This window comes from Chryseobacterium sp. GQ58 (genome assembly GCF_059758895.1).
Genome location: NZ_JCAXEH010000004.1, coordinates 383560 through 390135 on the forward strand (window position 1 = coordinate 383560; position 6576 = coordinate 390135).

Below are 6576 nucleotides of genomic sequence, written 5' to 3' on the forward strand. Positions count from 1 at the left end.
AAATTTGAATTCTCCTTATAATACACTAATTTTGTGTTCCCAAATTTTTTTGCTGTATGGATTATCTGAAAGGACTCAATGAATCACAATATGAAGCCGTTACCACTTTACAAGGACCTTTGATGGTGCTTGCCGGAGCAGGTTCCGGAAAAACACGTGTGCTTACGATGCGTATCGCTCATTTGATTACCAATGGAGTAGATCCTTTCAATATTTTGGCGTTGACCTTTACCAATAAGGCGGCAAAAGAAATGAAAGAACGTATCGCAAAAGTTGTCGGACAAAGCAATGCGAGAAGCCTTTGGATGGGAACTTTTCACTCTGTTTTTGCAAGGATTTTGAGAAGTGAGGCGCATTATTTGGGTTATCCTTCCAATTTTACGATTTACGATCAGCAGGACGCGCTCAATGTTATCAAAAAGGTGCTGAAGGATATGAATATTGACGCTGATCTTTATAAACCTAAAAAAGTTCAGGCAAGAATTTCGACTTACAAGAATAATTTAATTACCGTAAAAGCATATTACAACAATCCGGAACTGATTGAAGCTGATGAAAAAGCCAATATGAAATTCATCGGGAAAATTTATCAGAAATACGTTGAACAATGCTATAAAAACGGTTCAATGGATTTTGATGATCTTTTGTTGAAAACCAATGAATTGTTGACAAGATTTCCGGAAGTTTTAGCGAAATATCAAGACAGATTCAGATATATTTTGGTGGATGAGTATCAGGATACCAATCATTCGCAATATCTGATCGTGAAAGCTTTAGCCTCAAAATTTGAAAATATCTGTGTGGTTGGAGACGATGCACAGTCGATTTATTCTTTCCGTGGAGCGAATATTTATAATATTTTAAACTTTAAAAAAGATTATCCGGATGCGATGACGGTCTCTTTGGAACAAAATTACCGCTCGACACAGAATATTGTAAACGCTGCGAATGCGGTGATTTCAAAAAACCTTCAGCAATTTAAGAAAAATGTTTTCAGTGATAATGAAGAAGGGGATAAGATCAAAATTTACCGCTCACTTTCCGATGCTGATGAAGCCAATTTTGTTGCCGGAAATATCTGGGAACTGAGAAATCGTGACCAGAGAAAATACAGCGATTTTGCTATTCTGTATCGAACAAATTCTCAGACGCGTGCTTTTGAAGATGCTTTGAGACGTAAAAATATTCCGTATAAAGTCTACGGAGGTTTGTCATTTTATCAAAGAAAAGAAGTTAAAGATCTGATCGGTTATCTGCGTCTTTTGGTGAATGAAGACGATTCTGAAGCTTTAATGCGAATCATCAATTATCCAACGCGGGGAATTGGCGATACAACGCAAAATAAGCTGATCGTTTTTGCTGATGCTCAAAATGTTTCTGTTGCTAAAGTTTTAGATAATCTTCCGATGTATGCGCCTCAATTAGCTTTTAATAATGGCGTTCTTACAAAGCTGAATGATTTTTGGTCAATGATCAAAGCGTTTAAAGTATTGCTAAAAACCGAAACCGCTTACAATGTTGCGATGGAAGTTGCCAAACGAAGTGGTTTAATCAAGTTTTTAAAAGACGATCAAACTCCGGAAGGAATTTCGCGGATAGAAAACGTACAGGAATTGATGAACTCGATGCAAGGTTTTATTGAAGAGCAGATGCAGTTGGAAGACGGAGATCCGAGCTTGCCGAATTTCCTTGAAAACATCGCACTTTCCGCTGATACACAAAGAAAAGATGATGATGAAGATATGGTTTCTTTAATGACGATTCACCTCTCAAAAGGTTTGGAATTTCCTGTTGTTCATTTGGTTGGACTCGAAGAAAATCTTTTCCCGAGCTTTATGAGTTCTGCAACGAGAGAAGATCTTGAAGAAGAAAGGCGTTTATTTTATGTTGCGCTCACAAGAGCTGAAAAACAGGTGTTTTTTTCTTATGCGGTTTCGCGTTTTCAATGGGGCAAAATTACAGATGCAGAGCCTTCGAGATTTTTAAGTGAAGTTGACGAGCAATATATAGAATTTTTGAATCCGGCTATAGAAAGCAGATTTGTAAATCATTCCGGGATTACTTCAAATATTTTTGATGAATATCCAACAGAGCCGAGAAGTTTCAAAAAAGTAGAAAAGAAAACGATCGAACGTACCGAAAAAGATAAGCCAATCGCCGAACCAAGAAAGCTAAAACCGGTAAGCACCGCAAAGATCATCAATCCGAGCGGAGCCTCTTCACAAGATATTGAAGTGGGCGACAAAGTAAGACATGACCGTTTTGGTATTGGTGAAGTTAAATTTTTAGACGGAACAGATCCTCAGAATATCAAAGCAAAAGTGATTTTTATGCACGAAGGCGAAAAGAATCTGATCTTAAAATATGCTAAACTAACGAAGATTTAATTTTCATTGCGAAGCAATCTCGAAACAAACGTCTCATAAATTTCAAGATCAATTTTAAAAATCTATGAAAAAATTTCTTTTTACAATATGTCTGTTTCTGTTTTCGTTTCCTTTATTTTCTCAGGAATACAAGACGCTAAGCAACATTCATTATTACGATGAAAAGATCAATAAATCGGATGCATATATTAATGAAAGATGTGTTTTGGATATTTATGTTCCCGAAAATATAAAGAATTTTTCAACGGTTATTTGGTTTCACGGCGGCGGAATCACCGGCGGACATAAAGATATTCCCGAAGAATTAAAAAATAAAGGAATTGCCATTGTTGGCGTTAATTACAGGTTGTCTCCAAAAGTAAATGCTCCGAAATATATTGAAGATGCCGCTGCGGCAACAGCTTGGGTTTTCAGGAATATTAAAAAATATGGAGGAAGCGAAGATTTGATCTTTATTACAGGCCATTCGGCGGGTGGTTATCTTGCTGCAATGGTTGGTTTGGATCAATCGTATTTAAATAAATATCAGATAAACGCAAATCAATTGGCAGGAATTATTCCTTTTAGCGGACAAATGATCAGCCATTTTACGACAAGAAAAGAAAAAGGAATTGATGAGCTTGATGCAAGAATTGACGAAATGGCGCCACTTCATTTTATCCGGGCCGATGCTCCGCCGCTACTTTTAATTACAGGTGACCGCGAAAAGGAATTGCTCGGAAGATACGAAGAAAACGCATATATGTGGCGAATGATGAAGCTGAAAGGCCACAAAGAAACAGTACTTTACGAACTTGACGGTTTCGATCATGGCGCAATGGCACATCCCGCATTTCCATTACTTTTAAACGAAATTAAAAGGGTTGAAAAACTGAAGAAAAGCAACAAATAATTTTTTTTTAACTGAATATTAATTTTATTTTTTCTGCGAAACGACAAAAGCAACCATTGCTTTATTAAGTTCATTCTGATAAGCTTCGTCGGTATTTTTAAATCCGTGGTTTCCTTTTTTTACAATAATCAAAGAATGCTGCGTATTTGTTTTTCTCAGCATTTTCTTTAACCTTTTTGAGTGTCTTATTGGTGTTACTTTGTCTTTATTTCCATGAAGAATTAAAGTAGGAACCGTGTTTTGAGTATAATTCAATGGAGAGATTGTTTTGCAGAATTCTACAATTTGCTTTTTATCGGTTTCGGCATTCATGCCTGTAATTCCCATGATGAGCTTATTTCTTAAGGTTATAATTTTTTTTGAAATCAAACCGACAAGAAAAAGCAACGGTTTTGGAGCTCGGGTGTGCAATAATCTGTTCATATCCGAAGGCCCGAAGTTATCGATTACATAATTTACTTTTGCTGAATATTTTGAAAGTTCCGGGTCTCCGATAAATTCGTGATCTTGTGTATAAGCCGTCAATAAAGAAAGATGGGCTCCTGCCGAAACTCCCCACATTCCTATATTTTCAGCATCAAGATTGTATTTTCCAGCATTTTTACGAACCCAGCGTACAGCGTCTTTAGTATCTTTTATAGGTTCCGGAAAATGAATTTGCTGATTAACCAAACGATAATTGATACTTATAACTGCATAATTTTCTTTAACAAGTTTTAGAATTGTACTTTCTACATAATTGTCCGGTTCAATTATTTTGTCGCCTTCCACCCAAGCGCCGCCATGAAGATATAAAACAACAGGTATTTTTTTATCAGATATATTTTTAGGCCTGTAAATATCCAGAAGTACAGGATTTCCATCATCACCGTTTTTGTATGCGATATTCTCTGAAACGTCGGTTTCTTGCTCAAGTAAAATACTTCTAGGCTTTTGTCCGGAAATTATTGATACAAAAAATAGAATAAAAAACAGGCCGAGGAAAAACCTGCGGATCACGGTAATGCTTGATTTCATATAGAATATTTAATGAGGTTGGTTATTTTACTAACTCCTCAAAAAGTTTACCAAAAGTAGTATTCAGATCTTTAGATTTTCCGGGATGAGGTTTTGAAGTTTGCACAACAGAGCTTCTCACCGCGGTCAGCCAGCGAAAACGTTCAGGAATTTCGAGCTGAGCGATTGGTCCGCCATTTTTTTCGCCATTGGCAATTTTTTGAAAGCTTTGCAGGTTTTGAAGGATATCTTCATAATCGAGTTCACTGCGCATCAGCCTGAATTTATCTGGACATAAATAAAATTCTACACGAATAAATTTTTCTTTTTTTGAAAACATAATGAGCCCAATATTGAAAAACTCTTCTCTTTCAACCTTCGGTACCAAGCGTATTACCGCGTATTCGTATATTTTATCCTCTTGCATTTTTGGCTTCGTTTACAAAGATTTGAGAATTTTCTAATCGTGTTTTCAAAAACTGAAAATACACTTCACGAATTTCATCCGGCGATTCTTCAGCATCATTCCAATGCAGCCAGTCTTGAGGAATTAAATTAACAATTTCCCTGAAAATAACATCATTTAAAACCTCTTTTGCAAACAGATCGGCTTCATCCAGTTTTGTCGCTTGTGGAAGTAAAACATGGTCTTTTACATATTTAAAAGGCGTTTTTGCTGCCGTATCAAAATTTTGCCATGAATGATGAAAATAAAATGAAGCACCATTATCAATCACCCACAATTCTTTATGCCACATCAAAAGGTTGGTATTCTTGAAAGTACGGTCGATATTGGTAATAAATGCATCCAGCCAGACGATTTTTGAAGCCAGAAGCGGATCAATTTTTACACTTGGATCATAAGCAATGGATTCTGAAAGATAATGCAAACCTAAATTTAAGCCTTCCGAAAGTTTCAATAAATCCTGAATTTCTTCATCAGCTTCAGTTCTTCCAAAATCGACATCCAAATTTGCGAAAACCAATTCCGGAATTTTCAAGCCTAAAGCTTCAGTGATTTTTCCGCCCAAAAGTTCTGAAATCAGCATTTTAACGCCATGACCTGCGCCACGGAATTTTAAAACATACTTAAAATCATCATCAGCTTCTGCCAAAGCCGGAAGAGAGCCTCCTTCCCGAAGCGGCAGAATGTAACGCATCACGGTAACCGTTCTTAAATCCAACATAAAGCAAAAATAAGATTTTACTTTGTGTTTAGTTCTATTTTTAATATTTTTAAATGAAATTATAGTTGTTGGTAAAACGCAAAGGCGCAAAGAAATAATTTTTATATGAATTTTTTTAAGACGCAAGGATTTTATCTTCGATAAAATTGATTGAGCTTAATTTACTAATCGAATCTTAAAAATTAAAATTTCTGATTTTTTTTGCGCCTTTGCGATTAATCAACAACTGAAAAAATAAAATATGAATATCATCAAAAAACAAAATATCATCATTTCAAACCCTGAAACCAGAGATTTTCTTGCAGATGCATTTTATCCGGAAACAAATGAAAAACTTCCATTAATAATTTTTGTTCATGGTTACAAAGGTTATAAAGACTGGGGCGCGTGGAATTTGATGGCAGAAAAGTTTGCCGAAGCAGGCTTTTTCTTTGTTAAATTTAATTTTTCTCACAATGGAACAACGGTTGGAGATCCTCATCAATTTGATGATCTTGAAGCTTTCGGAAATAATAATTATTCTAGAGAACTTTCGGATTTGGGAACAGTAATCGAATATTTTATCAAAGATCCTAAAGTTGATGATCAGAAAATTGTTTTGATCGGACACAGCCGAGGCGGTGGGATTTCTATTATCAAAACGTTTGAGGATGAAAGGATTAACGGATTGATTACTTTGGCAAGCGTTGATACTTTAGACCGTTTTCCAAAAGAGCAAATTGAAAACTGGAAAGAAAAAGGCGTTTATTACATTTTAAATGCAAGAACAAAACAGGAAATGCCTCATTATTATCAGTTTTATGAAGATTTTGAACAGAATGCGCTTAGTTTTGATGTAGAAAGAGCCGCGGAAATGGCAAAAGCACACTTCTTAATTATTCACGGTACAAATGATGAAAGCGTAAGCTTGAAAAGTGCTGAACATCTTCATATTCTTAACCCGATTTCTGAGCTTTTTCTGATTGAAAATGCCAATCATACATTTGGTGCAAAAGAGCCTTGGGAAGAAAAGAAATTACCAAAAGACCTGAATGTTGCAGTTGAAAAATGTGTTGATTTTATTAAAGATAAATTGTAAAGGTAAAAAAGAGCGAAAATTTCGCTCCTTTTAGTT

At 35.6% G+C, this 6576-nt stretch carries 6 protein-coding genes; 3 read left to right on the top strand and 3 right to left on the bottom strand.

Annotated features, from left to right (window positions below; genetic code table 11):
- The first annotated feature begins 56 nt into the window (after nt 1-56).
- Nucleotides 57-2387, top strand: a complete 2331-nt coding sequence (locus AC6CHK_RS13265; RefSeq protein ID WP_498096894.1) for an ATP-dependent helicase — start codon at nt 57-59, stop codon at nt 2385-2387.
- 64 nt (nt 2388-2451) lie between these two features.
- Nucleotides 2452-3279: an alpha/beta hydrolase gene (locus AC6CHK_RS13270; protein WP_498096896.1), complete on the top strand. Its 828-nt coding sequence runs from the start codon at nt 2452-2454 to the stop codon at nt 3277-3279.
- Nucleotides 3280-3303: 24 nt separating this feature from the next.
- Here the strand turns inward: AC6CHK_RS13270 and AC6CHK_RS13275 are convergent, their stop codons facing one another.
- Genes AC6CHK_RS13275 through AC6CHK_RS13285 form a run of 3 tightly spaced genes read right to left on the bottom strand, consistent with a single transcriptional unit; the run spans nt 3304 to nt 5462 of the window.
- Entirely contained in the window at nt 3304-4296 is a 993-nt protein-coding gene (locus AC6CHK_RS13275; protein ID WP_498096898.1) for an alpha/beta hydrolase fold domain-containing protein, read from the bottom strand.
- A 22-nt stretch (nt 4297-4318) separates the two neighbouring features.
- Complete coding sequence (locus tag AC6CHK_RS13280; RefSeq protein WP_498096900.1) at nt 4319-4702, bottom strand: DUF3037 domain-containing protein; 384 nt, start codon at nt 4700-4702, stop codon at nt 4319-4321.
- On the bottom strand, nt 4689-5462 hold the full coding sequence (locus AC6CHK_RS13285) for a HipA family kinase (RefSeq protein WP_498096902.1): 774 nt from the start codon (nt 5460-5462) through the stop codon (nt 4689-4691). The genes AC6CHK_RS13280 and AC6CHK_RS13285 overlap by 14 nt, the downstream gene beginning before the upstream one ends.
- Nucleotides 5463-5703: 241 nt before the next feature.
- Between AC6CHK_RS13285 and AC6CHK_RS13290 the strand changes: the two genes are divergently transcribed.
- On the top strand, nt 5704-6540 hold the full coding sequence (locus AC6CHK_RS13290; RefSeq protein ID WP_498096903.1) for an alpha/beta hydrolase family protein: 837 nt from the start codon (nt 5704-5706) through the stop codon (nt 6538-6540).
- Nucleotides 6541-6576 lie beyond the last annotated feature (36 nt).